The organism is Dyadobacter sp. AC419 (assembly GCF_979253085.1).
This window is the reverse complement of record NZ_CEEDCD010000012.1, coordinates 167,454-189,748: the sequence shown is the minus strand read 5'-3', so window position 1 is coordinate 189,748 and position 22,295 is coordinate 167,454. Positions and strand designations below refer to the sequence as shown.

Sequence of the window (22,295 nt, the reverse complement as noted above, 5' to 3'; positions counted from 1 at the left end):
ATGAAGATCTCGACCCCGGGCCGTATTTGTTTATTTGGTGAACATCAGGACTATCTTGGATTGCCTGTCATTGCGGCAGCCATTTCGCGCAGGATCAGCATTGACGGCGATTATCGTGACGATGACAAGATCATCCTGCACCTGCCCGATCTGGGACTGAAAGAGGAATTTTCTCTCAAAGACACTTTTCCATATGTTGTGCAGCGGGATTATTTCCGCAGCACAATCAATGTGCTGAAAAGAAAGGGAATGACGTTCTCGAAAGGTTTTGAATGCGTCATCCACGGAAACATTCCAATCAATTCCGGCACTTCCAGTTCATCTGCGCTCATCGTTTCATGGGCGCATTTTTTGGATAAAATGAGTGATAATCCAGTTGGGTTTTCACAAAAGGAATTGGGAGAAATCGCCAATGCAGCCGAAGTGCTTGAATTCGGCGAGCCGGGCGGCATGATGGACCATTATTCAACCGCGATAGGCAATGTGATTTACCTGGAATCTACGCCTATCATTCATGTCGAGGCACTTACGCCGACATTAGGCACATTTGTACTCGGCGATTCACTGGAAGCAAAAGACACGCTTGGGATTCTGGCGCGCTGCCGTTATGGAATGGAAGATGTGATCAGAAAAGTGACCGCTTATGATCCGCGATTCTCTATTTTCACAACGCCGTACGAACAATTTCAAGATTATAACAGCCAGCTTACAGAAGATGAGCTGAGCTTGCTAAAAGCCAATCTCGAAGACCGCGACATATTGATCGAAGGTAAAGCGCTGTTAACGCAAAGCATCAATAGTCCTGTAAATGAAGCGCTTGACAAACATTTCGGCAGCCTGCTTTATAAACATTATAAAAATCTCCGCGACCATAAAAGAACCTCAACGCCCAAGATCGAACGCATGATGAATGCGGCACTTTCGGCAGGCGCCTTGGGCGGAAAGATCAATGGCTCGGGCGGCGGCGGCTGCATGTTTGCATACGCACCGACCAAAGCAGAAGAAGTGGCCGAAGCCATTGAAAAAGAAGGCGGAAAAAGCTACATCATCACCGTGGACTCGGGAACAAGGATCGAAAACTGATCTGCGAAAATGCACGATTGTAATTCCGATTCTGTTTTACATTTAAGACCTTTGCCAATAACAATGACAACTCCATGGCAGTAATAACAGCTTCCGAAAAAACGACAAAACTTTACTGTCCCTCCCTGACAGCATACGAAAGACGCAAAACCATTACAATCAATATCGGTGACCTTCCTATGGGCTCCGACTTCCCGATCCGCGTGCAGTCGATGACGACGGTGGACACAATGGATACGCAAGGTTCTATTGATGAGGTGATTAGGATGGTGGATTCGGGATGTGAATATGTTCGCATTACGGCTCCGAGCGTTAAGGAAGCACAAAATCTTGAAAACATCAGAAACGGTTTGCGTAAGCTGGGAATTAATGTGCCGCTTATCGCAGACATACATTTTACACCAAATGCAGCCGAGTTAGCCGCAAGGATCGTTGAAAAAGTAAGGATCAATCCCGGAAATTATGCTGACAGGAAGCGTTTTGAAGTGATCGATTACACCGATGCTTCTTATGCTGCTGAATTGGAACGGATCCGTGAGAAATTCATCCCGCTGGTGCACATATGCAAGGAGTATGGCACTGCAATGCGCATCGGAACCAACCACGGCTCGCTTTCTGACCGGATTTTGAGCCGTTATGGTGATACGCCGCTGGGTATGGTCGAATCTGCATTGGAGTTTTTAAGAATCTGCGAAGAGTTCAATTATTTCAACATTGCACTTTCAATGAAATCCAGCAACACGCAAGTGATGGTGGAAGCATATCGATTGCTCGTGCAGCGCCTGGATGAAGAACGTTTGAAGCCTTATCCATTGCATCTGGGTGTGACTGAAGCCGGTGAAGCAGAAGACGGCCGTATTAAGTCGGCAGTGGGAATCGGAACATTGCTCGAAGACGGCCTAGGCGACACAGTGCGCGTTTCCCTGACCGAAGCACCTGAAAAAGAAGCTCCGGTGGCACGTGCGCTTATTCAGCGTTACGCCAACAGAACGCCGCACGATTTCATTGAGCCGGTCGATATTTGCCCGATTAATCCCTTTCAATATACAAGACGGAACACCAACGAAGTTTATAACATTGGTCATCTGAATGTGCCGAGGGTCATTGCGGATTATTCCAACATTGAAGTAACGCAGCTCGACGATTTGAAAAGCATTGGCCATTTCTTTTTGCCTGTGCCGGATAAATGGGCTATGAATGATCAGGGAGCTGATTTTATATATTCCGGAAAGCGGCCCATTCCTTATATGCTGCCAAACGGACTCAGGGAAATCCTGGATTATGAAGCATGGCTTACAAACCGTAACCGCGTTAACAAGTTTCCGTTACTCACTGTTTCTCAATGGGTTGAAGCAGATAAGAATGAGATTTCAAGCATATTAACATTCATTAAAGGCACGATCCATGATCTGAATGATTCATTCCTGCAAAGCATTGGCACTGAACATCACATTGTGCTTTTGTTGCATTCAGACAACAACCACGCGATGCCTGAAATGCGGCGGTTCTTTTATAAACTGGTTGAAAAAGGCATTCATGTTCCCGTGGTCATTCGAAGGACTTATGCCGCAAACCTGGGAGATGAGTTAACATTATATTCTGCCACAGATATTGGGGGGTTGCTTGTGGACGGCTTTGGGGATGGCGTCCTGCTCACACCCCAGTTCGCAGAAGCCGCTACGCATTCAGAACGTCTAAAAACAGCCTCAGCATTCAATGGCATAGCTTTTGGTATCCTGCAAGCCGCCCGGACAAGGATGTCAAAAACGGAATATATTTCGTGTCCTTCGTGTGGCCGTACTCTTTTCGATTTGCAGGAAACAACGGCAATGATCCGCAAGCATACGGAGCATTTGAAAGGCATAAAAATTGGCATTATGGGTTGCATTGTGAACGGCCCTGGTGAAATGGCGGACGCCGATTACGGTTACGTGGGCATGGGAAAAGATAAAATTGCTTTGTATCGTGGTCAGGAAGTCATTAAACGGTCGGTAACTGCTGCAAAAGCGGTGGATGAATTGATCGAATTAATCCGTGAGGATGGCCGTTGGATAGAGCCGGAGGAAAGAGAAATTTTGGTATAGCAAGGTTCAGTACAAGCAAAAAATTGGCAAAAAGATTATGAAAAGATACTTTCAACTGGGTGAAGTGTTCACTTATTTCATCCGCGTGTTCAAGAAGCGGGATCCCAACGCTCCTAATTCGTTTAATTTGCGCATGATGCACGGAATCAACCGGATTTCCATCGTCATGTTCCTGATTTGTTTAATCGTAATGATCGTAAGAGCACTGACCCGATGAACCTCGAATCGCTGCGTGACTATTGCCTCACATTGCCGGGCGTAACGGAAGAACTGCCATTTGGCCCTGATACGCTGGTTTTTAAAGTAAAAGGAAAGGTGTTTCTATTAACGCCCATGGATACGGCATCCCATCAGTTCAACGCAAAATGCGATCCGGAAAAAGCAGAAGAATTAAGAGAAAAATATCCGGACGTAAAGCCCGGATATCATATGAATAAAAAGCATTGGAACACGGTTCTCGTAACCGGCAACATTCCAAGTGAAACCTTATTCGAGTGGGTGAAAGACTCTTACGACCTGGTGGTGAAGAGTATGCCTAAGAAGGATCAGGCAGAGTTGGCTAATTAGGCTTTATTTCGCAGCCTTCATTTCCTCATCCAGCTTCTTGCTCAAAGTTTCACAAACGCCTTCAATAGCATCTGCCATTACATTGTCATTTGTTGCAGTCAGCAATGTGTCGGCGATGCCGCTCATGAGCTCAATGTAGAAACGCTTCATTTCAAAAACTTCCATATCCTTGGTCCAGAGATCAATTTTCAATGTGCCTCTGTGGTAATGGTCCCAAACTGCGATGGCGATCGCGCGGGTGTCGTTGATTCCTTCGTTTGGATTATCGGTGGCGTTCCAAAAAATCTTTTCAGGTATGTTCTTGTCGTCTAATTCAACGGTAAAATGTATTTCCGATTTTTTCATAGAAGGTGTTAATATTTAGACAAAAGTAACCATTTGAGGAAATTTATAGTTCTAAAAAATTACTTACCTGCCTGGCTGAACACTTTTTTCAAAAGATCCGTAACCCTTGCGCCGGGATCTTCCCGAATCTTTTTCTCTTCCTGCGCGATCAGCACATAAAGTCCGTCAATCGTTTTTTGGGTGGCATATCCTTTCAAATCAGGATTCACTTTTTTCACCAGTGGAATCTTGTTATATGTGTCCACAATCTCCTTATAATAATCCGTTGCCTTGTTCAAATTAAGCGTAGAATCGACAACCGGGAAGAATGTTTTGTACAACTCATCATTCGTTGATTTCCTCAAATATTGCGTCGCAGCATCATCTTGCCCTTTCAGAATGCCCAATGCGTCGGGAACGGTCATGGAAGTGATGGCTTTTACAAAAATAGGCTTCGATTTTTTGGCCGCGTCTTCCGCAGCTCGGTTCAGTGAAAGCGTAAATTTATCAACCTGATCGCCCAATCCCATCTTGCGTAATGTCTCAGCGACCTTCTGAGCTTCCGGCGGCACAGCGATTTTGATCAGCTCATTTTTGAAAAATCCATCCACCTTGGAAGCTTCCTGCGAGCCATTGCTTACGCCAACATTCAATGCTTCTTTCAAACCCGAAACGATCTCATTTTCTCCCAGTTTCCCCGATTTCCCTCCCACCTTGTCAAGGACTTTTCCCAGGTTAAACTGGGCTTGTGCATTGCCGCTAAAAAAGATTGAAAATAATAATATTGCTAAGATTTTGTGATTCATTGCGATTGTATTTGTTAAATTCTGACTATGGCTTAAACGTACTCAATAACGATTAATTTTACTTATTTTTGGGAAATTAACGGTCTCATTCAACCAATTCTACACTATGGTTCCCATTATCCGGGCTGAAATATTAACGATCGGTGATGAAATTCTTTTTGGACAAATTACGGATACAAATACACAATGGATTGGTGCGCAACTCACTGATATAGGGATCCGTCCGGTGCGAAAAACTTCCGTTGGTGACAATAAAAATGACATACTGGACGCATTCGCAGCTGCTGCTCAGCGTATTGATGTCGTCATCGTTACCGGCGGACTTGGCCCCACCCGGGATGATATTACCAAGCATACTTTCTGCGAATATTTCGGCACCGAACTGGAAATCAATCCGGATGCGCTGGCTTTGGTCACAAGTTTTTTCGAAAAACGAGGCCGCGCCATGACTGAACTGAACATTCAGCAAGCAGCATTGCCAAAAAATTGTACCTACATTCCAAACTTATGGGGAACAGCGCCGGGAATGTGGTTTGAAAAAGACAATGTGGTTTACGTTTCCCTGCCGGGCGTTCCGTATGAAATGAAAAGTCTGATGGAATTCGAGATCCTGCCCAGACTTAAAACGAAGTTTACGACCAACATTATAAAGCATAAATCGGTTAGGACCATTGGCATTGGCGAATCTTTTCTTGCCGAAACCATTGCACCTTGGGAAGATGCATTGCCTGAGCACATTAAGCTCGCTTATCTGCCTCATTTTGGTCAGGTAAAGCTGCGTCTGACAGGAACCGGCGACAACCTGGAACTGCTTGACCGCCAGCTGGCCGAGCAAGTTGCGCTGCTGATGCCTTACATTCAGGAATATGTTTTTGGATATGATAATGATGAACTGGAAACCGTTATCGGGTCGTTATTAATGCAAAATGGCGCGACTATTGGCACAGCAGAGAGCTGTACGGGCGGTTTTGTTGCGAATCAGATCACATCCGTTCCCGGCTCATCACGATATTTCGAAGGATCGGTCGTGAGTTACAGCAATGACATCAAGATGAATGTGTTAGGCGTTTCAAAAGCGACATTAGACGCATTTGGCGCGGTAAGTGAGCAGACCGCACGCGAAATGGCGGAAGGTGCCAGAAAAGTCCTGAACACCACTTTTGCAATTTCCACAACGGGCATCGCGGGTCCGGATGGAGGCACACCTGAGAAACCCGTTGGCACGGTTTGGATTGCTTGTGCAACGCAGGAAGAAACTTTCACACAACTGCTCACATTGCGCAACAACCGCAAGATCAACATTGAGCTTACGTCAGCATATGCGTTGAATTTGTTGAGAAAAACCATTTTAAAAACGAACCTTGCTGTGAAAGGCTGAGGCAAATCAAGAATAATGCAAAGGCAGTCTTTGCCGCCGAAGAAAGATACCAGTTATGAAAATAGTTGAAATGGTAATGCCTCCAATGGGGGAAAGTATAATGGAATGCACTGTCCTTCACCTGCTTGCAAAGGCTGGCGACAAGGTTTCCATTGATGATTCTATTCTGGAAGTTGCAACGGATAAGGTGGATACGGAAGTGCCCTGCGCCTACTCAGGCGTGTTGGCTGAATGGCTTGTGCAGGAAAGTGAAGTTGTTCCCATCGGCAGTCCTGTTGCGCGCATTGAGGTTGCAGACGGCGTGAGCGAAGCGGATAATCAGCCTGTTGATAAGCCTGTGCAGGCAGTTGAAGATGTGGAGGCGACTGCTGCAATATTGGAAAAAGATTACGAAGAAGTGCTTTCTAAAAAGGCGGAACCCGCGCTGGAATATGCTGGTAACAGCCCTGAAAGCAATACATTTTATTCGCCGCTGGTGTTGAGCATCGCGCGTGAGGAGCACATTTCTCCGTCGGAACTTGCCTCTATTTCAGGAACGGGAGCTGAGAACAGGGTTACTAAAAATGACATTTTTTCATTTCTGGATAACCGTAAAAAACCCGCTGAACCCGTAATGCCTGGTGCCACTTCATTAAACGGCAGCAATGAGATCATTGAAATGGACAGAATGCGCAAGATGATTTCTCAGCGCATGGTCGAATCGAGGAAGATTTCAGCACACGTAACCTCATTTATTGAAACAGATATGACGCCGGTCGTGCAGTGGCGTGAGCATACAAAAGCCGAATTCAGGAAAAAAACGGGCGACAGCATCACGTTTACGCCTATTTTGATTGAAGCCGTTGTGAAAGCAATCAAAGATTATCCGATGATCAACATTTCGGTTGACGGTGACAGGATTATTAAAAAGAAAGATATTAACATTGGCATGGCCGTGGCTTTACCGGACGGAAATCTAATCGTGCCGGTTATCCATCGCGCTGATCAATATGATTTGCCCGGACTGGCTAAAAAAGTCAATGATTTGGCTAAAAGAGCAAGGGAAAATAAGCTTAAAGCGGACGACCTGGCGGGCGGAACTTACACCGTTTCTAACATCGGCGCATTTGCAAATCTCATGGGAACGCCGATCATTGTCCAGCCACAGGTTGCGATTATGGCTTTTGGTGCGATCAAGAAGAAGCCGGCTGTGATCGAAACGCCGCAGGGCGACTTGCTTGGCATCCGCAGCCTCATGTTTATTTCCCATTCTTACGATCACCGCGTGGTGGACGGGTCCCTAGGCGGACTTTTCCTGAAACGTGTGAACGATTATCTTGAAAATTTCGACACGCACAGAACCATATTGTAATGCTCAGACTCACTTTGGACATGGACGATGTTATGGCGAATACGCATAAGAAACTCGTCAACATTGTTCTCAATGATTTTGCTACAACATATAATGAGAAAGACCTTTATGCCAAAGGTTTAAGAGAACTTTTGCATCCGAAACAGCTGACCAAACTGCACAAGATCATCGACACACCCGGTTTTTTCGCGGACATAGAAGTGATGGAAGGCGCAGTGGAAACGGTTCATAAACTCTCAGGCTTTTACGAGATTTTTGTAGCGACGGCCTGCATGGAATTCCCGACGTCTTTCAATGATAAATTTGCGTGGTTAAAGAAGAATTTCCCGTTCATTCCCTGGACCAATGTCGTTTTTTGCGGCTACAAGAGCATTATTCAGTCCGACTATCTGATCGACGATCATGTCCGGAATCTGAATGCATTCAAGGGAACGGGCGTGCTTTTTTCTGCTCCTCACAATTTGAAAAACCATACTTTTAAACGTGTTTCCGATTGGAAGGATGTTTCTGAACTATTCTTACCCATCGCATGAAACTATTACTGATCGAGGACGAGCCCAAAACGCTGCAATCCATTAAGCAAGGATTGGAGGAAAATGGCTATGAAGTGGACATTGCATACGATGGATTAATTGGCCGCCAATTAGCCAAAAATAATTCCTATCAGCTCATTATCAGCGATATTATCATTCCTGGGATCAACGGCATTGAACTATGCCGCGAGATACGCACCTGGGGAGACGAGACACCGATTTTGATGCTCACTGCACTCGGCACGACGGATGATAAAGTAACAGGCCTGGATGCGGGTGCAGACGATTATCTCGTCAAGCCATTCGAATTCAAGGAGTTACTCGCACGCGTTCGTGCATTAACGAAGCGCGGCACAACGGTTTCGCACACAGCGCAAGTCCTGAAATTCGCCGACCTTGAAGTTTCGCTGGACGCGAAAACGGTCCATCGCTCGGGAAACAAGATCAATTTAACGGCACGGGAATTTAATTTGTTGGTTTACCTAATCCGGAATCAGGGACGCGTCATTTCAAAAGTGGAAATTGCTGAGCAAGTCTGGGATATAGGTTTTGATACGGGGACTAATGTAATCGAGGTTTACGTCAATTATCTTCGGAAAAAGATCGATAAGGATTATCCTGTCAAGCTCATCCACACGCAGTTTGGAATGGGTTATGTGCTTAAAGTAGAGTAATATGCAGATCCGCACCAGACTTACGGTTCAGTTTTCCTTACTGGTGAGCGGCATCCTTCTGATCACTTTCCTGGCGATCTATTATTTCTCGTATAACAACGTTAATGAGGATTTTTACGACCGATTAAGGTCAAAAGCCAAGTCGCAGGCCGAACTGCTGCTAAAAGTCCCGCAGGTCAATACGGAGGTTTTGAAAGCATTGGACGAGACGAACCGAGATTTGATCTACGATGAGAACACGTTCATTTTTGATGAAAAAAACCGCCTCATTTACAGTAATCCAACAAGTCCGCAATCGAAATCCATTCACGTTTCCAATTACTGGCTCGACGAAATTCGCAAGGCTGGCCAGATCCGTTACACAGACGGAGATTATAAAGTTGTAGGGCTTTATTACAAATATCCATTCAACAGGGCCGTCGTTTTACTTGGTGCGAAGGATTTGTACGGACAAGCAAACCTTTCCAATTTAAGCACATTGCTTACCGTGCTCTTTTTCATCGTGACAATCATTGTTGCGCTTGTCGGCTGGGTTTTCTCGAAACGCGCATTACGTCCTATTTCGAAGGTTATGAACGCTGTGGAAGGGATTTTACCGCAAAAATTGGACACGCGCCTGGATGTTCCGAATCAGAAAGATGAGATTGGCCGGCTGACGACGACATTTAATAAGCTGCTGGATCGCATTGAAACGGCTTTTCAAATGCAGAAGATTTTCGTTGCAAATGTTTCGCATGAGCTTAAAAACCCATTGACAAAAATTCGCTCGCAGCTGGAAGTGAGCATGCTGAAAGAACGCAGCTCCACTGATTATCAGGTGACAATCAAATCGGTTTTGGAAGATATTGAAGAACTGGCCCAGCTTTCGAATACATTATTGGAACTGGCAAAAGTGAGTGAAGATCAGCGAGATCTGTTAACAGAACTCATTCGCGTGGATGACCTGCTGCTCGATTGCAGGCTTAATCTCGCGCAGGCAAATCCGATCTATAACATTCAACTGAATTTTGAAGAACTGCCCGAAGACGACACTTGGCTCGAACTGACCGGCAACTCAACTTTGCTGAAAACGGCTTTTCTTAACCTGATGGATAATGCATGCAAATTTTCCGATAACCACACGGTGAATGTTTATCTCAAAACAGCCAGGAAAAAATTGACATTGAGTTTTTCAGACAATGGGAAGGGAATCCCGAAAGAAGATCAAAGCCTGGTGTTTCAGCCGTTTTATAGAAGTGATAACACGGCAAACATTAAGGGATATGGGATTGGGCTTTCATTGGTCGAGCGCATTGTAAAGCTGCACAATGGCTCGGTTAACATATTTATCGAATGAGCCGAAGGGAACGACGTTCGTCGTGAATTTTTTGAAGCTCTAAGCAAATTCTAACTTTTAATTAACGCCATTTTAAGTATTGGCTGATTTATTTGTATTGTCTTAAATCAGGACAAGCTGGTAAAACAGCATGCTAAAAAGAGATTTCATTTTTTGTGGTGTTAATAAGCAAACTTGGCAGGTGTATCTCACACCTGCCAAGAGTTTTTATAGGGGGCCATGAAAAAGCCCTTTGACCTGAAGAGATCAAAGGGCTTCATATCTTTTTCTTCAATTAGTGCTTCTTCCTAATCTCAATAATCTTCAACTTTATTCAGCATCTTGATCACCGGGTAAGTCGGATCAACTTCAAACCATTTTGAGCCAGAAATTGATTGAATTGGGCTTCTTATGGTGATTGTTCTGAAACAATTCACCCATCATTAAGAAGTCGAAAATCAACGAATTCTTGGACTCGTCAGCATTATCATAATTCTGATATCCGTATTTGTGGCCACTCCAGTTTACAATTGCGCCGTGGATTGGTCCCATCAGGAAATGCACAGGCAAAAGGAAGAAAATGCCCAGTGCATGTCAAGATAAATGTAAGCAAGGACATAAAACGAAAGATACAACAGCGCCCAGCCTGCACGTGAGAACCAAGAATCACCCAATTTTTCAATCGAAATTCCATTCAGGATAATTCCGCTCAAATTGTGAACTCAATGGCACGTTCGCGGTTCAGCACTGCATTGTAAATATTCTTCGTTTCCCACATCATTGTAAAAACGTTTTTGGTATGATGCGGTGAATGCGGATCGCGCTCTGTATCACTAAAAGCGTGGTGCATCCGGTGCAAAATCGCGTATGCTCTTGGACTTAAATAAGATGAGCCTTGCGAAAGATAGGTCAGCAAATAAAAGAAACGCTCCCATGGCTTGCTCATTATGAACATTTTATGAGCAGAATAGCGGTGCAGGAAAAAGGTTTGACAGAAAAGGGATAAATACCAATGTACAACAAAAACGATAAGGACTATATACATGGAACGAATTGAAATTTTAATATTTTAAAGTTTGTACAAAAGTAAGGTTAAGCGTCTAGAAAACCGAAATTCGGAAAGCTAATTTGGAATATATTTATACCAAATAAGTATGATTCTCGTCATGATCTGACCTGCTTATGAGATGCGATTTACAAAATCATGAATGCGTAGCTCAACAGATTAGCGCCCATTTGCAACGCTTTTCTCCGCATCTCCTCCGGATCATTGTAAACACTCTGATCCTCCCAGCCGTTCCCGAGGTCCGTTTCATAGCTATAATAGCAGACCAATCGTCCCTGCCAGATCAACCCAAAACCCTGCGGCTGCTTGCCGTCATGCTCGTGCACTTTGGGAAGCCCTTCAGGAAACACATATTTGATGCGGTAAACCTGATGATCGTAGGGCAGCTCAACGAATGAAAGCTCGGGAAAAACTTTCTTCATTTCCCTTCTCGCAAACTGGTCTAACCCGTAATTGTCATCAATGTGTAAAAAACCTCCGGACAAAAGATAATTTCTGAGGTTCTGCGCTTCTGCATCACTGAAAACCACATTGCCGTGGCCCGTCATGTGTACAAACGGATACGCAAAAATGTCGGGACTTCCCACTTCCACCACATCCTCGACAGGATTGATGTTCATCTTCAACTCGGCGTTGCAAAATTTGATCAGGTTTGGAAGCGAGGTTTTATTAGCATACCAGTCTCCTCCTCCACCATATTTCAGCTTCGCGATTTTCAACGAAGACTGCGCAAAAGATGCATTACTCACGACCAAAACTGCGATTAACCAAATACATCTTTTAAAATAGCCACTAAACCTCTCCATCCTTCGGTGCGTTTACAAAATGTTTTGTGCCAAATTTATTGCATGACAACCGGCCACTGCTGCGGTTTCCGTTCTCAACCGGGTAGGCCCAAGCGAAACCGTCGAGAAACCAAGCTGCTGCGCAAGTGAAACTTCGCGTTCGCTAAAATCTCCTTCCGGCCCGATCAGCAAAGTCGTTCCGGTGTCTTTTTTTACTTTACAAAAAACGTGCTCAACCTTGTTATGTTCTGGCACATAGGCAATTAATTTTGCCGAATCGCCCACTTCCTTGATATAATTTTCGAATTTATTGCCAATTGAGATTTGCGGAAGATAATATTGCTGGGATTGTTTCATAGCCGCAGCCGCAATCCTGTTCAGCCTGGTGAGATTGACCACGCGGTTGATCGTGTCGGCATTGGTGTGTTCGGTGATCAGAAAATCGATCCGCTCGACGCCCATTTCGGTCATTTTCTCGACCATCCATTCATTCCGTTCGGCCTTTCTCGTGGGTGCTATGGCCATGTGAACCGAAAAAGGACGGCGATCGATTGTGCTGGATTCAACGACTTCATAACCCGCTTTTTTTCCCTGAATGTTCAGCACGCACTTTTGCAATGTGCCTTTGCCATTGGTTACATATATAATGTCACCCGAACTCAACCTCAAAACTTTCGAACTGTGCCTGGCTTCCTCTTCGTCTAATTCATAGATCTTCGAGTCAGGCTGGTAAAATAAATGCATGCGATAAGAATTATTCAATAAGATAAAAAAACGGTCGTCATTTTCAAAAAAACGGCTGAAATTACGGAGCGCCGGAGAATTAAACGCCACGATTTCTTTATATTATTACCGGATCCTCCAAAAACCTGTTTTTTGTATTTTGGCAATATTTTCCAATGACCAGCCTGCATATAAAAGTTATTTTAGCCGATTTCACATTTTTTGGAGCACGCAGGCCGAATATCAAAAACAAGAGAATTTATCGGAATAATGCATTTTTTACTGACAATACTACCACGAACACAATATTATTCTGCATATGGTTAATATTTCTTAGTTTTTATTTTTTGGAAATACATTTTTGCATTAATATTGTGCCGTTATAATTATTCGTCACCACTTTATCTAGTACTATTATGTCAAAATCCAAGCTGGAATATATTTGGTTGGATGGCTATAAGCCGACCCAAAGTTTACGCAGCAAAACCAAAATTGAAAACGATTTTAGTGGAAAACTGGAAGATTGCGCGATGTGGTCGTTTGATGGTTCATCCACTGAGCAGGCTCCCGGCGGTTCTTCTGACTGTTTGCTAAAACCTGTTTATATTATTCCTGATCCACAGCGTAAAAACGGCTTCCTTGTAATGTGCGAAGTGTTGAACTCTGACGGAACTCCTCACGAATCAAACGGTCGTGCTCTGATTGAAGATGGCGACAATGATTTCTGGTTTGGATTTGAACAAGAATATTTCCTTTGGGACAACGAAACCAACAAGCCGCTTGGATTCCCGGCAAATGGTTACCCTGCACCACAAGGCCCATACTATTGCTCAGTTGGCGCAAGTAATGCATATGGCAGAGATATCGTTGAAGAGCATCTTGACGCATGTCTAGAAGCTGGTCTTAACGTTGAAGGTATCAATGCAGAAGTTGCAGCTGGTCAGTGGGAATTGCCAGATTTTGCAAAAGGCGCACAAGAAGCAGGTGATCAAATCTGGCTTGGACGTTATCTTTTGGAAAGAATCGGTGAAAAATATGGTGTTTCGATCAACTGGCACTGCAAGCCTTTGGGAACACTTGACTGGAACGGAAGCGGAATGCACGCTAACTTCTCAAACTCAACTTTGAGAACTGCTGGCAGCAAAGAAACATTCGACAAAATTTGCGAATCTTTCCGTCCTGTTGTTAAAGAACACATTGAAGTTTACGGTGCTGATAACCACCTGCGTCTGACTGGAAAGCACGAAACTGCTTCTATCCACGATTTCAGCTACGGCGTTTCTGACCGCGGTGCATCGATTCGTATACCGGTTACAGTTCCTGCAAAAGGATGGAACGGTTACCTGGAAGATCGTCGTCCAAACTCAGCTGCTGATCCTTACAAAGTTGCAGCACGTATTATCAAGACTGTTAAATCTGCGGTTATCTAATTTTCGCAGCATTACAATATAGAGTAGCAAAAAAACCGCCGAATCGCGGTTTTTTTGCGTTAAGGCCGGAGTTAAATTCCGGAGGAAGGAATGTTGGCGGAAAACACGTTCGAGTGAATCACGAAAAAGTCCCGGAGGGATGTGATATCAGTAACAAATACGCCCGCATGTAGAACGCAAAAATCCCAGAGGGATGAAATATTGGTAACACAGACGCCCACATGAATCACGAAAATCCCGGAGGGATGAAATATTGGTAACAATACGCCCGAACGAATTACGGCGAAATCCCGGAGGGATGAAATATCGGTAACACAGACGCCCGCATGTTGAACGCAAAAATCCCGGAGGGATGTAATGACGTGTACGCCGTTACATCCCTCCGGGATTTATCAATTGGAGTGGTTCGTCAATTGCTACCAAGATTGCGTCCCGCTGGGACTTGGCATTTGTACGCACCTTATGCATTCCTACCAAGATTATGTCCCGCTGGGACTTGGCATTTTCATCAGATCCATCGCTTTCCTACCGATATTAAGTCCCGTCGGGACTTTCCATCAATCTTGCTCTTCGCTTCCGGAGAATGAGTAAAGCGTTGGATCCAGCTGAATGCGGCCGGCGTTGAAGCGGAGGATGAAATCGTTGATTGTTTTATCATTGATCTCTGTCTTGTTCAAACCAACTTCTAATCCTACTCCGTAATCAAATGTTTCGTCGATTTCAATGTGTTCACGGACGGTGATTTCTTCATTTTCTTCGATTTCCTCGATGAATTCAGTCAGCATTAGCTCTGCTTCTTCATCTTGTTCTTCGTCGGCCACGTAATTTTCCGGGCGTTCGTCAAGTGAAACGTAATTCGGCATCACCTTTTTCAGTCGTTCCAATGCAGCATCGTAAACCAATGTTGAATGGTGCAGGCGCAATGTGTAGATCAGTGCGTCGTAGATGCATTCCTTTTCTTTATAGAATCCAACAAACTGAATGTGAGCATGTTCGTTGTTCTCTTCGTCATCCTCCTCCAATTCGTCTTCAACGTGAATAAAGCTCGATCGCTCTGCTTTACATTCTTGTTTCAGCGTTTCGATTTCTTCTGGATCAAATCCCGGATTCATAGTTTCTATTATTTGTTAAATAAAGCGCTTGCTCTAAAATTATTCCAAAAATAACATTTCACGGTATTTTGCCAAAGGCCAGTCTTCATCGTCGATCAATAATTCGAGCTTATCCACGTGATATCTGATCTCCTCAAAAAACCCTTTGACCTCAGAACCATACATTTTAGCTCTTTCAAAAAGGTCTTCAATGTTATTCGCAGTTTTGCGTTGTTCGGTCATGTCGTGAACCAATTTTTTAATCACCACAATATGCGTTGAAATATCTTTAATGATTTCTTTGATCGGTGCTGCTTCTTCGAGCATTTCGAGATCTGTCAGCGATCTTGCCGTTTGCGCCAGTTTGAACTGATATTTTACGACCGTCGATACAATGTGGTTCAATGCCAGATCACCGATTACGCGTGATTCGATCTGCAATTTCTTCACATAGTTTTCCAGTTCAATTTCATAACGCGCATGCAGCTCGCGAGAGGTTAGCACGCCCATTCGCTCAAAGGCGCTGATGGTGCGGTCTGTCGTGTAAGCGTACAATGCGTCATAAGTTTCCCTGATGTTGCTCAGGCCACGGTTTTTGGCTTCTTCCACCCATTCGTCTGAATAACCATTTCCTTCGAAAAGAATGTTTTTAGATTCTGTAAAATAGCGTTTGAGAATCTCAACCGTCGCCACTTTCTTCTCTTCGCCAGCCGCAAGCCTTTCATCCATCTCTTTCTTGAATTCCAAAAGCTGATTAGCCACAATGGTGTTCAAAACGATCATCGGCGAAGCACTATTCTGCGAGCTTCCTACGGCGCGATATTCAAATTTATTTCCTGTAAAACAGAATGGCGACGTCCGGTTGCGATCAGTGTTATCGCGTTGCAGGTTCGGAATGCGGGTTATGCCGAGTTTATAGTAGAAGTTTTCTCCTTTTTCCAACGTGATCTCGCCTTTGTTGACCAATTCTTCAAGCATATTGGTCAATTCGTTGCCTAAGAAAACCGACACAATGGACGGCGGTGCTTCATTTGCGCCTAAACGATGCTCATTTCCGGCAGAAGAAATCGAAGCGCGAAGCAAGTCGGCATGATCGTGCACGGCTTTCACAACATTCATTAAAAATGTAAGGAAACGCAGGTTTTCTTTCGGCTTCGAAGTCGGTGCGAGCAGGTTAATGCCCGTGTCCGTCGACAGCGACCAGTTGTTATGCTTTCCGCTTCCGTTTATTCCTGCGAATGGTTTTTCATGAAACAAAACCTGGAAATTATGCTTGTCACCGACCTTTTGCATCAGATCCATCAGCAATGCATTATGATCAATGGCCAGATTCACTTCCTCGAACGTAGGTGCACATTCGAACTGCCCGGGCGCAACCTCGTTGTGCCGCGTACGAACCGGAATGCCCAGTTTCAAGGCTTCAAACTCAAAATCCACCATGAATGCATTCACACGTGGCGATATGGAGCCGAAATAATGATCATCCAGCTGCTGCCCACGTGCGGGACTATGCCCGAAAACAGTTCTCCCGGCCATTAAAAGGTCTGGACGCGCATAATAAAGTGCTTTATCAACCAAAAAATATTCCTGCTCAATGCCCAATGTTGGCGTTACTTTATCAACGTCGCGATTGAAAAACTGGCAAACAGACGTTGCCGCTTTATCCAGCATAACAAGCGATTTCAGCAAAGGTGCCTTATAATCAAGCGCTTCTCCGGTGTAGGAAATAAAAACAGACGGAATACACAATGTCTTCCCTCCCGCCCCATTATCCATCAGGAATGCAGGAGAACTTGGGTCCCAGCCTGTGTAACCGCGCGCTTCGAATGTGGCACGCAAACCGCCGCTTGGGAACGAAGAAGCGTCCGGCTCTTGCTGAACCAATGCGCTTCCTTTAAATTTCTCGACGGCTTTACCGTCTATTGTCAGGTCAAAAAACGAATCGTGCTTTTCGGCAGTGGTCCCGGTTAGGGGCTGAAACCAGTGCGTATAATGTGTTGCGCCTTTGGAAACTGCCCACGATTTCATGGCCGCAGAAACTTCGTCTGCAACTTCCCTGTCAATCGTCGAACCGGAACGTATAGCATTGGAAATCTTGGTGTAAGCTTCCGCTGAGAGCAGCGTTTTCATCACATCTTCGCTAAATGTGTTGCTACCATACAAATCTGTGATTTTTTCTGCGGGAGGGGTAAGTGAAGGGGCAACCCGGCCTTGAGCAATCTCAAAAGCTTTGGAACGAAAAGTCATTTTATAATCGGATTTATATTAATTCTCCTCAAAATTATTTATTTAAAGGTACGAACAACAATTCTACGCCACATTTTCACATTTAAGTCGTATCCATACCGCAGGTTGGCGCATTTTTCGGAACTTTGCAAATTCCCTTTGACACCAATGCGCAAAAGATTAGAATTTATTGCTTTGTACGGGATTGCCTGGGTCGTTCTCTTCCAGTTTTTCCGGATCATATTTCTGGCTTACCATTACAAAAAGACCCTCGAATTACCGTCATCGCTTTGGGTAAAAAGTGCAGCACACGGCCTTCAAATGGACATTTCTTTTGCAGGATATATTTTAATGATCCCCGCATTGCTCATGATGTTCACGGCCCGAAAGTGGCATTGGTATGCGGAAATATTAACCATTTTCAGCACCATAATCGCATTCGTTATCACCCTAATGGTCGTAACGGACCTGGAATTGTTCAAAGCTTGGGGATTCCGCATTGACGCCACATCCTTACATTATCTCAAAACCCCGACGGAGGCGTTTGCTTCCATGGGGGCCGCGCCGATCTTCCCGCTTTTGCTGCTTTTTGCATTGCTCTTTTTCCTCGTTTGGAAGTTATTAAAAACAATTGTCAAACGCAGTACAAGCGCATTTGTAAAAACCGGTTTCATTTATACGATCCCCGTTTTCCTCATTCTTTCCGCGAGCCTGATTATCCCCATCCGCGGCGGGTTGCAGCTGGCACCGATGAACGAGAGCGCTGTGTTTTTTAGCGATAAAAGCTTTGCCAATTATGCCGCCGTGAATGTGCCGTGGAATTATATGAGCTCGCTTATCAATGCGAGTTATTCCAAGAAAAACCCGTTTCTATATTTTGATGAAAAAGAAGCCGATCAGTTGACGCGATCACTTTACAAGTCGGACAGCACTTCGCAGCAAATTGTGAAACCGGGCAAGATCAATGTGGTCGTGATCATTTGGGAAAGTTTTACTTCGAAAGTGGTTGGCAATTTGAATGGTTTGAAGAACGTGACGCCGCAGTTTGATCAGCTCGCCAAAGAAGGATTGCTTTTTACCAATGTATATGCAAGCGGAAATCGCAGCGATAAGGGAATGGTGGCTATTTTGAGCGGTTATCCTGCCCAGCCGACAAATTCAATCATTAAAGTTCCTAAGAAAACAATGTCGCTGCCTTCCCTACCCAAGGTTTTCAGACAAAATGGCTGGCATACGACATTCTATTATGGAGGCGAAACCGAATTTGCGAATATGTAAATCCTACTTTTTGCAGCAGGATTTTGACCAGATCATTGACAAAAATGATTTTGACAAAAAAGACATGAATTCGAAATGGGGCGCGCACGACCACATTGTTTTGAACCGTTTAATGAATGATCTGGATAAGCAAAAGCAGCCATTTTTCTCAACATTATTCACATTAAGCAGCCACCAACCGTTTGAAGTTCCGGTGCCAACAGCCATTACCGGTAAGCAACGACGCCGAACATTTGTTTTTGAATGCACATCATTATACGGATGCGTCCATTGGCGAATTTATCAAAACAGCCAAAACAAAAACCCTCGTGGGATAACACATTGATTATCATCATCGCCGACCATGGACATCCGCTTCCGGAAACCGATAAAACCAAACCGGCCGAGTTCCGCATTCCGATGCTTTCGGTCGGGCCGCGCATTGCAAAAACGCAGCCTTCGAAAATCGATTCATTGGCTTCTCGAACCGATCTTCCAGCCACATTATCTGAACCAGTTGCACCTTCCTTCGGGTTCATTTACTTGGAGCAATGATATTTTTGGCAAAAACCGTGTCCCGTTTGCCTACTTCGCATTTAGCAGTACAATGGATTGGGCTGGATGAAACCCGGCGGATTTCTCGTGCGGGACAACATTGGCGGAAACATTATCGAAAAATCCGGCGCACTTACGCCCGAAGAAGAAAAATTAGGAAAAGCATATTTGCAGTCTTCTTTCAGCGATTCTCCGAAGCGTTGATCAGTAAATGATGTAATTTTGCAGCATATTTTTAAAACCAATGAAAAAAGTCGCTTTTTATACATTAGGCTGTAAAAACTGAATTATTCCGAAACATCGTCCATCGGCCGCATGTTTGAGCAAAAGGGATATCAGAAAGTGGAGTTTTAATGAGTCCCCAGATATTTTTATCATTAATACGTGCTCGGTTACGGGAGAATGCGGATAAGAAATGCCGCAAGATCGTACGCGAAGCACAAAAGATCAATGCGGATGGTTATGTGGCCATTATCGGCTGCTATGCGCAGTTGAAACCAAAAGATATCTCTGAAATTCCTGGCGTGGATGCAGTTTTAGGCGCTGCGGAAAAATTCCGTCTGGTTGAACTGATTGATACATTTGAAAAAACACCGCTCGGTCAGCCTGCACAGGTGATTGCCTCGACCATTGATCACGCGGTTGAATATCACACTTCTTATTCCCTGAATGATCGCACACGGACTTTCCTGAAAGTGCAGGACGGCTGCGATTATCCCTGCTCCTGTATTGCACCATCCCATTGGCAAGAGGCAAAAGCCGCTCGGATACAATAGCCAACATTGTGAAAGCAGCGCAGGACATTGCGGCAAGAGATGTAAAAGAAATCGTTTTGACTGGTGTCAACATTGGTGATTTCGGTTTACAAAATGGTGAGCGTAAGGCAGACTTTCCTGGATCTCGTTAAAGCATTGGATGAAGTCAGAAGGCATTTTACGTTTCCGCATTTCGTCTATTGAACCTAATTTGCTGACAGACGAGATCATTGAATTTGTAGCCCAATCTAAACGTTTCGCGCACCATTTTCACATTCCGTTACAATCGGGGCTCGAACTCTGTTTTGGCATTGATGAAGCGACGTTACAAGCGTGAACTTTATGCGGAACGCGTTGCGAAGATTAAATCGTTAATGGCCTGAATGCTGCATTTGGTCGTGAGAGCGTTATCGTGGGGCACCCGGGCGAAACGCAGCAGCTTTTTGAAGAAAGTTATCAGTTTTTAAATGAGCTGGAAGTTTCCTATCTGCACGTTTTCACTTATTCTGAAAGAGAAAATACAGCAGCGCTGAGCATTAAGCCGGTTGTTGCAAAAAATGTGAGAGCTGACCGTTCCAAATATGCTGCATAGCCTTTCTGAAAGAAAAAGCGCTTTTTTCACGAGCAGCAGATTGATAAACATGGAACTGTGTGCTGTTTGAAGATGAGATACAGAACGGACAAATGCTTGGCTGCACCGACAATTATGTACGTGTGGCTGTGAGGTCTAGACCCTTTGTTGATCAATGAAACGAAAGCGGTTCGTTACAGTCACATCTAAATGAGCTTGGTTTAATGGAAGTTTCGGAAGTGGAGGAGCTTGCGCCTGTTTTGGTTTAGGTTAAAGTTTTTTTTAATAAAATACAAAAGAAGTCTCGCCCCGGTTTTACCCGAGGCGGACTTTTATATTAAAACGACGTTGAGAAAAGTTACGCTTCTATAAAGAAACTCATCGTGCTGGCTGATATCCAATCCAGCTTTCTCATCCATCTCAGATACACGAAGTGGCAAAATAAGGTCTGTGATTTTAAGCAGCAGCAATGAACCGCCGAATGCAAAAACAGACACACCAACCAAAGCAATCACGTGGTTAATAAACAATGTTGTTTCGCCGAAAGCAAGACCTTGATCCGTAACCAGTGAGTTAACACCGCTTGTTGCGAACACGCCAGTCATCAACATACCAACCATACCGCCTACACCGTGGCAAGGAAACACATCCAATGTATCATCCAATGTAGAACGTGTGCGCAGGTGAGCAACGTAGATTACTGATCACGGCTGCAATCATTCCGATGAAAAGAGATGCAGGAACCGTTACGAAACCAGCAGCAGGCGTGATAGCCACAAGACCTACAACTGCACCGATACAGAAACCAAGTGCTGACACTTTTTTGCCTCTTGCAACATCAAACAAAACCCATGAAAGACCAGCGGCACCAGCAGCAGTGTTAGTCGTTCGAAAGCAGAAACTGCCAAAGGAGAAGCTGAAAGCGCAGAACCTGCGTTGAAACCGAACCAACCGAACCAAAGTAAACCAGTCCAAAAGAACGAAAGGAATGTTTGCAGGCGGCAATACGTGATCTTCTGTTAGTGACTTACGTCTTTCAGGTAAAGTGCACCGGCCAAAGCAGCCCCAGCAGCAGACATGTTGAACAACCGTTCCACCTGCAAAGTCAAGCACACCCATTTTGAAAAGGATGCCGTCCGCATGCCATGTCATGTGCGCCAATGGCGAGTAAATGAAGATACAGAACAAGATGATGAACAACACGTAAGAACGGAAGTTTACACGCTCAGCCATTGAACCAGTAACAAGTGCAGGTGTGATCACCGCGAATTTCATCTGGAACATTTGCGAAAAGAGCGAAAGGAATTGTTCCCCAAACTGGTCCGTCCAAAACGCCTTTGAACATGAAGTGCGTCATTGGGTTACCGATAAATCCGCCGATGTCGTCACCGAATGCAGAGACTGAAACCAATAACAACCCAAAGGACACTGATAACGCCCATTGCGATGAAGCTTTGAAGCATTGTCGAGATAACGTTCTTGTTATTCACCATTCCGCCGTAGAAATAAGCCAGACCAGGAGTCATAAGCAAAACCAGCGCAGCAGAAACAAGTAACCAGGCGGTGTCACCGGAATTAATGCCTTCCGTCACGATCTGCGTCGGAACATTGGGGATGAAGGCACCGAGGATACTGATTACGAGCAGGATAATCAGTGGAATGTAATTACGTTTTTCCATTTTAGTAAATTGTTATTATTGGTAGATTAAGAAGGTATATGA

General features: G+C 44.6%; 23 protein-coding genes and 2 pseudogenes. 15 read left to right on the top strand and 10 right to left on the bottom strand.

The window, feature by feature from the left end; translation table 11 throughout:
* From AC0IYG_RS06125 to AC0IYG_RS06110, 4 genes are all read left to right on the top strand, one after another.
* Positions 1-1,083 carry a GHMP family kinase ATP-binding protein gene (locus tag AC0IYG_RS06125; RefSeq protein WP_471710199.1) on the top strand — a complete coding sequence of 361 codons (1,083 nt, stop codon included), beginning with the start codon at positions 1-3 and terminating at the stop codon, positions 1,081-1,083.
* Positions 1,084-1,157: 74 nt separating this feature from the next.
* Complete coding sequence (gene ispG, locus AC0IYG_RS06120; protein ID WP_471710198.1) at positions 1,158-3,167, top strand: (E)-4-hydroxy-3-methylbut-2-enyl-diphosphate synthase; 2,010 nt, start codon at positions 1,158-1,160, stop codon at positions 3,165-3,167.
* Between the two features lie 37 nt (positions 3,168-3,204).
* Positions 3,205-3,384 carry a DUF6728 family protein gene (locus tag AC0IYG_RS06115; RefSeq protein ID WP_471710197.1) on the top strand — a complete coding sequence of 60 codons (180 nt, stop codon included), beginning with the start codon at positions 3,205-3,207 and terminating at the stop codon, positions 3,382-3,384.
* Complete coding sequence (locus tag AC0IYG_RS06110; protein WP_471710196.1) at positions 3,381-3,734, top strand: MmcQ/YjbR family DNA-binding protein; 354 nt, start codon at positions 3,381-3,383, stop codon at positions 3,732-3,734. Before AC0IYG_RS06115 ends, AC0IYG_RS06110 begins: the two co-directional genes overlap by 4 nt.
* 3 nt (positions 3,735-3,737) lie before the next feature.
* Here AC0IYG_RS06110 and gldC read toward each other — a convergent pair whose 3' ends face one another.
* Together gldC and AC0IYG_RS06100 are read right to left on the bottom strand one after the other, a co-directional pair.
* A complete protein-coding gene (gene gldC, locus AC0IYG_RS06105) occupies positions 3,738-4,079 on the bottom strand; it encodes a gliding motility protein GldC (protein ID WP_082216502.1) in 342 nt (113 codons plus the stop codon).
* A 59-nt stretch (positions 4,080-4,138) separates the two neighbouring features.
* Positions 4,139-4,864 (bottom strand): DUF4197 domain-containing protein, encoded by a 726-nt coding sequence (locus tag AC0IYG_RS06100; RefSeq protein WP_471710195.1) that lies wholly within the window; start codon positions 4,862-4,864, stop codon positions 4,139-4,141.
* A 106-nt stretch (positions 4,865-4,970) separates the two neighbouring features.
* Here AC0IYG_RS06100 and AC0IYG_RS06095 point away from each other — a divergent pair, with 106 nt between their 5' ends.
* The 5 genes from AC0IYG_RS06095 to AC0IYG_RS06075 all read left to right on the top strand — a co-directional run bounded on the left by AC0IYG_RS06095 (position 4,971) and on the right by AC0IYG_RS06075 (position 10,136).
* A complete protein-coding gene (locus AC0IYG_RS06095) occupies positions 4,971-6,242 on the top strand; it encodes a competence/damage-inducible protein A (RefSeq protein ID WP_471710194.1) in 1,272 nt (423 codons plus the stop codon).
* Between the two features lie 100 nt (positions 6,243-6,342).
* Positions 6,343-7,593: a dihydrolipoamide acetyltransferase family protein gene (locus AC0IYG_RS06090; protein ID WP_471710193.1), complete on the top strand. Its 1,251-nt coding sequence runs from the start codon at positions 6,343-6,345 to the stop codon at positions 7,591-7,593.
* Entirely contained in the window at positions 7,593-8,126 is a 534-nt protein-coding gene (locus AC0IYG_RS06085; protein ID WP_471710192.1) for a 5' nucleotidase, NT5C type, read from the top strand. The genes AC0IYG_RS06090 and AC0IYG_RS06085 overlap by 1 nt, the downstream gene beginning before the upstream one ends.
* Positions 8,123-8,800, top strand: a complete 678-nt coding sequence (locus tag AC0IYG_RS06080; protein WP_471710191.1) for a response regulator — start codon at positions 8,123-8,125, stop codon at positions 8,798-8,800. Before AC0IYG_RS06085 ends, AC0IYG_RS06080 begins: the two co-directional genes overlap by 4 nt.
* Before the next feature lies 1 nt (position 8,801).
* Positions 8,802-10,136, top strand: coding sequence for a sensor histidine kinase (locus AC0IYG_RS06075; RefSeq protein ID WP_471710190.1), 1,335 nt, complete (start codon positions 8,802-8,804; stop codon positions 10,134-10,136).
* 348 nt (positions 10,137-10,484) lie between these two features.
* Here the strand turns inward: AC0IYG_RS06075 and AC0IYG_RS06070 are convergent, their stop codons facing one another.
* The 4 genes from AC0IYG_RS06070 to AC0IYG_RS06055 form a co-directional block, all read right to left on the bottom strand.
* On the bottom strand, positions 10,485-10,685 hold the full coding sequence (locus tag AC0IYG_RS06070) for a hypothetical protein (protein WP_471710188.1): 201 nt from the start codon (positions 10,683-10,685) through the stop codon (positions 10,485-10,487).
* A 139-nt stretch (positions 10,686-10,824) separates the two neighbouring features.
* Positions 10,825-11,061 carry a hypothetical protein gene (locus AC0IYG_RS06065; RefSeq protein WP_471710187.1) on the bottom strand — a complete coding sequence of 79 codons (237 nt, stop codon included), beginning with the start codon at positions 11,059-11,061 and terminating at the stop codon, positions 10,825-10,827.
* A gap of 248 nt (positions 11,062-11,309) precedes the next feature.
* On the bottom strand, positions 11,310-11,930 hold the full coding sequence (locus AC0IYG_RS06060; protein ID WP_471710186.1) for a DUF4159 domain-containing protein: 621 nt from the start codon (positions 11,928-11,930) through the stop codon (positions 11,310-11,312).
* A 69-nt stretch (positions 11,931-11,999) separates the two neighbouring features.
* A complete protein-coding gene (locus tag AC0IYG_RS06055) occupies positions 12,000-12,710 on the bottom strand; it encodes an RsmE family RNA methyltransferase (protein ID WP_471710185.1) in 711 nt (236 codons plus the stop codon).
* A 395-nt stretch (positions 12,711-13,105) separates the two neighbouring features.
* On the opposite strand from AC0IYG_RS06055, the gene AC0IYG_RS06050 reads away from it, so the two are divergent.
* Complete coding sequence (locus tag AC0IYG_RS06050; protein ID WP_471710184.1) at positions 13,106-14,119, top strand: glutamine synthetase beta-grasp domain-containing protein; 1,014 nt, start codon at positions 13,106-13,108, stop codon at positions 14,117-14,119.
* Between the two features lie 557 nt (positions 14,120-14,676).
* Here AC0IYG_RS06050 and AC0IYG_RS06045 read toward each other — a convergent pair.
* Together AC0IYG_RS06045 and AC0IYG_RS06040 are read right to left on the bottom strand one after the other, a co-directional pair.
* Entirely contained in the window at positions 14,677-15,231 is a 555-nt protein-coding gene (locus tag AC0IYG_RS06045) for a hypothetical protein (protein WP_471710183.1), read from the bottom strand.
* 39 nt (positions 15,232-15,270) lie between these two features.
* Positions 15,271-17,457, bottom strand: coding sequence for a glutamine synthetase III family protein (locus tag AC0IYG_RS06040; protein WP_471710182.1), 2,187 nt, complete (start codon positions 17,455-17,457; stop codon positions 15,271-15,273).
* A 147-nt stretch (positions 17,458-17,604) separates the two neighbouring features.
* Here AC0IYG_RS06040 and AC0IYG_RS06035 point away from each other — a divergent pair, with 147 nt between their 5' ends.
* From AC0IYG_RS06035 to mtaB, 5 genes and pseudogenes are all read left to right on the top strand, one after another.
* Entirely contained in the window at positions 17,605-18,714 is a 1,110-nt protein-coding gene (locus AC0IYG_RS06035) for an LTA synthase family protein (RefSeq protein ID WP_471710181.1), read from the top strand.
* Positions 18,715-18,724: 10 nt separating this feature from the next.
* Positions 18,725-19,039: a sulfatase-like hydrolase/transferase gene (locus AC0IYG_RS06030; RefSeq protein ID WP_471710180.1), complete on the top strand. Its 315-nt coding sequence runs from the start codon at positions 18,725-18,727 to the stop codon at positions 19,037-19,039.
* The gene (locus AC0IYG_RS06025; RefSeq protein WP_471710179.1) at positions 19,036-19,248 is read left to right on the top strand and encodes a hypothetical protein; all 213 of its coding nucleotides are present in this window, start codon (positions 19,036-19,038) and stop codon (positions 19,246-19,248) included. Before AC0IYG_RS06030 ends, AC0IYG_RS06025 begins: the two co-directional genes overlap by 4 nt.
* Before the next feature lie 66 nt (positions 19,249-19,314).
* Complete coding sequence (locus AC0IYG_RS06020; protein WP_471710178.1) at positions 19,315-19,452, top strand: hypothetical protein; 138 nt, start codon at positions 19,315-19,317, stop codon at positions 19,450-19,452.
* Between the two features lie 40 nt (positions 19,453-19,492).
* Positions 19,493-20,843, top strand: a pseudogene (gene mtaB, locus AC0IYG_RS06015) (tRNA (N(6)-L-threonylcarbamoyladenosine(37)-C(2))-methylthiotransferase MtaB).
* 63 nt (positions 20,844-20,906) lie between these two features.
* Here the strand turns inward: mtaB and AC0IYG_RS06010 are convergent.
* Positions 20,907-21,849: pseudogene (locus AC0IYG_RS06010) on the bottom strand (ammonium transporter).
* Positions 21,850-21,959: 110 nt separating this feature from the next.
* Complete coding sequence (locus tag AC0IYG_RS06005; RefSeq protein ID WP_471710177.1) at positions 21,960-22,253, bottom strand: hypothetical protein; 294 nt, start codon at positions 22,251-22,253, stop codon at positions 21,960-21,962.
* Between the last annotated feature and the right edge of the window lie 42 nt (positions 22,254-22,295).

Coding starts and splice junctions, on each gene's coding strand:
- AC0IYG_RS06125 (WP_471710199.1), top strand. CDS start 1: ATGAAGATCTCGACCCCGGGCCGTATTTGTTTATTTGGTGAACATCAG.
- ispG (WP_471710198.1), top strand. CDS start 1,158: ATGGCAGTAATAACAGCTTCCGAAAAAACGACAAAACTTTACTGTCCC.
- AC0IYG_RS06115 (WP_471710197.1), top strand. CDS start 3,205: ATGAAAAGATACTTTCAACTGGGTGAAGTGTTCACTTATTTCATCCGC.
- AC0IYG_RS06110 (WP_471710196.1), top strand. CDS start 3,381: ATGAACCTCGAATCGCTGCGTGACTATTGCCTCACATTGCCGGGCGTA.
- gldC (WP_082216502.1), bottom strand. CDS start 4,079: ATGAAAAAATCGGAAATACATTTTACCGTTGAATTAGACGACAAGAAC.
- AC0IYG_RS06100 (WP_471710195.1), bottom strand. CDS start 4,864: ATGAATCACAAAATCTTAGCAATATTATTATTTTCAATCTTTTTTAGC.
- AC0IYG_RS06095 (WP_471710194.1), top strand. CDS start 4,971: ATGGTTCCCATTATCCGGGCTGAAATATTAACGATCGGTGATGAAATT.
- AC0IYG_RS06090 (WP_471710193.1), top strand. CDS start 6,343: ATGGAATGCACTGTCCTTCACCTGCTTGCAAAGGCTGGCGACAAGGTT.
- AC0IYG_RS06085 (WP_471710192.1), top strand. CDS start 7,593: ATGCTCAGACTCACTTTGGACATGGACGATGTTATGGCGAATACGCAT.
- AC0IYG_RS06080 (WP_471710191.1), top strand. CDS start 8,123: ATGAAACTATTACTGATCGAGGACGAGCCCAAAACGCTGCAATCCATT.
- AC0IYG_RS06075 (WP_471710190.1), top strand. CDS start 8,802: ATGCAGATCCGCACCAGACTTACGGTTCAGTTTTCCTTACTGGTGAGC.
- AC0IYG_RS06065 (WP_471710187.1), bottom strand. CDS start 11,061: ATGAGCAAGCCATGGGAGCGTTTCTTTTATTTGCTGACCTATCTTTCG.
- AC0IYG_RS06055 (WP_471710185.1), bottom strand. CDS start 12,710: ATGCATTTATTTTACCAGCCTGACTCGAAGATCTATGAATTAGACGAA.
- AC0IYG_RS06050 (WP_471710184.1), top strand. CDS start 13,106: ATGTCAAAATCCAAGCTGGAATATATTTGGTTGGATGGCTATAAGCCG.
- AC0IYG_RS06045 (WP_471710183.1), bottom strand. CDS start 15,231: ATGAATCCGGGATTTGATCCAGAAGAAATCGAAACGCTGAAACAAGAA.
- AC0IYG_RS06040 (WP_471710182.1), bottom strand. CDS start 17,457: ATGACTTTTCGTTCCAAAGCTTTTGAGATTGCTCAAGGCCGGGTTGCC.
- AC0IYG_RS06035 (WP_471710181.1), top strand. CDS start 17,605: ATGCGCAAAAGATTAGAATTTATTGCTTTGTACGGGATTGCCTGGGTC.
- AC0IYG_RS06020 (WP_471710178.1), top strand. CDS start 19,315: ATGAAACCCGGCGGATTTCTCGTGCGGGACAACATTGGCGGAAACATT.
- AC0IYG_RS06005 (WP_471710177.1), bottom strand. CDS start 22,253: ATGGAAAAACGTAATTACATTCCACTGATTATCCTGCTCGTAATCAGT.